5 protein-coding genes are annotated in these 3,181 nt (G+C 73.2%); 2 read left to right on the top strand and 3 right to left on the bottom strand.

The genetic code is table 11. From position 1 onward, the window contains the following. Positions 1-101 precede the first annotated feature (101 nt). Together PUR56_RS12780 and PUR56_RS12775 are read right to left on the bottom strand one after the other, a co-directional pair. Positions 102-281, bottom strand: coding sequence for a hypothetical protein (locus PUR56_RS12780; protein ID WP_329948984.1), 180 nt, complete (start codon positions 279-281; stop codon positions 102-104). Positions 282-411: 130 nt separating this feature from the next. Further along, positions 412-603, bottom strand: coding sequence for a hypothetical protein (locus tag PUR56_RS12775; RefSeq protein WP_329948983.1), 192 nt, complete (start codon positions 601-603; stop codon positions 412-414). Positions 604-724: 121 nt separating this feature from the next. On the opposite strand from PUR56_RS12775, the gene PUR56_RS12770 reads away from it, so the two are divergent. Both PUR56_RS12770 and PUR56_RS12765 read left to right on the top strand, forming a co-directional pair. Next, the gene (locus tag PUR56_RS12770; RefSeq protein ID WP_329948982.1) at positions 725-1,984 is read left to right on the top strand and encodes a helix-turn-helix transcriptional regulator; all 1,260 of its coding nucleotides are present in this window, start codon (positions 725-727) and stop codon (positions 1,982-1,984) included. Positions 1,985-1,995: 11 nt separating this feature from the next. Beyond that, positions 1,996-2,559, top strand: a complete 564-nt coding sequence (locus PUR56_RS12765; protein ID WP_329948981.1) for an NUDIX hydrolase — start codon at positions 1,996-1,998, stop codon at positions 2,557-2,559. 436 nt (positions 2,560-2,995) lie between these two features. On the opposite strand, the gene PUR56_RS12760 is transcribed toward PUR56_RS12765, so the two are convergent. Next, the coding region (locus tag PUR56_RS12760; RefSeq protein ID WP_329948980.1) for a hypothetical protein at positions 2,996-3,181 on the bottom strand (186 nt) is incomplete at its 5' end.

Genomic DNA, 3,181 nt, shown 5'->3' with positions numbered 1-3,181 from the left:
GTAGCGGGCGATCTCGGCCTGTGCGGCGGCCTCGGTGGCGCGCTCGGGGGCGGCCGGGGGCGGGGTGGTACGTCGGAAGAACGGCACGGATCCTCGATGGGTCAGCGGTGGATGGTGGAGATGATCAGGAGGGTGGCGAGGACCAACACCCCGGCGTCCGAAACGGCGTAGGCCGCTCTCGCCCGCGCGGGGTCCGGCAGCCCCCACCGGTAGCGGTCCGAGGTATCGCGGTACTCGCCCTGGCCGTCGTCGATCACCGGGCCGGGGCCCGCCCGGGGCATCCGGGGTGACCGGAGATCAGTTCACGCCGCGCGTCGACCGTGCGGTGCAGGGGCCCGCGCGTGCAGGCCCGGAAGTGAATGCACGTCCCCGTGGTCTCTGGCAGGGGAACTCCGGTCCCGCCCGCGATGCTCACCGGGCCCCGCCGACTGCGTGGAAACGCCGCTGCTCCAGCTTCTGTGGAGTCTCCCAGAGCCGGCGGCTCCGGGCCAGCATCTCCTCGACACCCTGGAGCGCCTTCTCCCAGGCAGGGCCTGATGGGGCGAAGAACCCGGTAGGGGTGGCGTCGGTGTCGATGGTGAGGTTGCTCATCGCTGTCGTCACGCGCCCAGCATCGACATCCCCGCAGACCGACACCAGGGCCACGGTGGGTACCCACGATGGAGCCGTGTCAGGACGTCGAGCAGAGCTACGCTGCTGCCACCATCGACCCCGGGAGGCCCCCGTGCCCGCACCGGAACCACTGCCCGGACGCCTGCTCGGCGACCCCGCGTTCGCCAGCGCGTGCGCCAACCGCGAGATCAGCATCCTCTTCCAGCACGCGAAGAGGGCAGGCATCGGCTCCGCGCAGATCGCCCGCCGCACCGGGCTCACGACCAGCCGTGTCACCGAGATCATGACCGGCGGTCGGGCCGTGTCCAGTATGGACGTGATCGAGCGCATCGCCGACGGTCTGCGCATCCCCGGCCGCATGCTCGGCCTCGCCGACCGCCCGTGGGAGCCGGCTCCCGAGCCGACCTCCTACCGTCCCTCCGCCGTACCCGAGACCTGGGAAGTCCTCGACATGCTGTCCCGCTCCACTGCCTCCGACGCCGCACTCGGCCATCTGGAGGCCGCGGTCGCCGATGTCGCCTACCGCTACCCGGCCACCCCGCCCGCCGAGTCGGTGCCCGTACTTCAACGCCAACTCGTCGGCGTGCACGACATGCTCGCCCGTCCGCAGGCCCTCGCCGCGCGGCGCCGGGGTGTGCGGATACTGGCGGCAGTCTCCGGCCTCCTCGGCCTCGCCCACCACGACCTCGGCGACCGTGGCCGCAGCGACGCGCACTTCCACCTCGCCACCGCCGCTGCCAGCGAGGGGGAGGCAGGCGACCTGACCGCCTGGCTCCTGACCATGCAGAGCATCGTCGAGTACACCGCAGGACGGCGCGGCACCGCCGCCGCCCTCCTCCAGCAGGCCGCCGCCCACGCCGAGACTGCTGCCCCGCGACGTCGGGCGTGGGTCACGGCCAACCTGGCCAGGGTCCTCGCCGCTCACGGGGACCGCTCCGAGGCGCTGGCCGTGCTCGACCAGGCTGCCCACCACCTAGACCTCGCCGACAGCGAGCCCCCCGGTGGCCTCGACTTCTTCACCGCCCCGCGCCTCGACGGCCTCGCCGGCGAGACACACTCCCATCTCGGCGAGCATGAGGCGGCCAGCCGCCTGCTCGAAGCCGCACTCGGTCGGCGGGACGCCGCCGACACCAAAGGGCGCGCCGTCCTCACGCTCGACCTTGCCGGGGTACGGCTCGCTCAGGGCGATCTTCAAGCAGCGTGTGAGACCGCGCACGCAGCCCTCGATGTCGCGGGGGCCACCGTCGTCCAGCCCCTCCTTCTCCGGGCCCGTGCGCTCCAGCAGGCCCTGACCCCGTGGGCTGCAGAGAGGCCCGTGCAGGAGCTGACTGCGCGCGTGAGAGAGTCGAACCGCCAGCTCGCACGCGCGTAAGAGGGGGCCCGGTGTCGGACTCGGAGTGGCAGGTCTACGGGCAGCGGCAGGTCTACGGCTCGCCGTGGGTAGAGCTGTGGCTCGCCGATGTCGAGGTGCCCGGCGTCGGCCGGATCGACCACCACGTCGTCCGGATGCCCCGGGCCTCCACCACCGCAGTCGTCACCGACGAGGACGGCCGGTTCCTGTTGATCCACCGGCACCGCTTCATCACCGGCCGTTGGGGCTGGGAAGTGCCGGCAGGCTGGGCCGACCCCGGTGAGGAGCCGGCCGCAGCCATCGCCCGCGAGGTCGAGGAAGAGACCGGGTGGCGTCCCGGCCGGATCGAGCTGATGACCGAGTACGACGCCATGGCAGGCATCTCGGATGCCCACTTCCGCTCCTACCACGTCACCGGCTGCACGCGGATCGGCGAGCCGACCGACATCTCCGAGGCAGCCCGGGTGGAGTGGCTGACCGAGGCCGAGGTGGTCGACCTGCTGACGAGCCGGGAGGTCTCCGACGGCCCCTCGCACGCCGCGCTCTCCTACTACCTAGGCCCGCACCGGCTCGCGAGGAGATCGAGGCCGCACTGAAGGGCTGACCCCGGACACGTCGTCGGCGGTGACCGGAACGGTCAGCCGGGTGTGGGCGGTCAGCGTGGTGCTCGTGCTTCCCACGGAGTCGCTCGTACGGATCGCCCCGGACATCCGGGCGACGTCGGCGATGGGCCAGGCGGCCACGCGTTCTTCCTCACGTGTCCCACCGGGCCGGTCGGTAGGGGCTTCCGTTGCGGCAACCGCAGGCCCCGGCGCGGCCTCCGGCTCGCCCGGCGGGCCCGCCCGTGACGGATCCCACCCTGCCGCTCGGGTGGTGGAGGGTGTGGCCGGGCCCCGGCCGCCGCGTCGTACGCCCCACCGGCCCTGCCGGTCGGGGGGAATGGTGCCGCTCACGGGTGCTCGCTCTCTGCTGCCGGCCGGTCGGTCGGCCGGGCGGGGCATCCATCCTGACGCCCCGCCCGGGCGCGGCTGATCAGTCGGAGTCGGCGTTCGACTCGTCGCGCGGGCGGAGCCGATTGCCCCGTGCCGCCCGGACCGCCTTGTTCTGGCGGCGTCGCGATCCCTCCTCGTCGCCGTCCTCGGTCGAGTAGCGGGCGATCTCGGCCTGTGCGGCGGCCTCGGTGGCGCGCTCGGGGGCGGCCGGGGGCGGGGTGGTACG

It is taken from the genome of Streptomyces sp. BE303, assembly GCF_036290945.1.
In the GTDB taxonomy this organism is placed as follows: domain Bacteria; phylum Actinomycetota; class Actinomycetes; order Streptomycetales; family Streptomycetaceae; genus Kitasatospora.
This window is presented reverse-complemented; position numbering and strand designations above follow the sequence as displayed.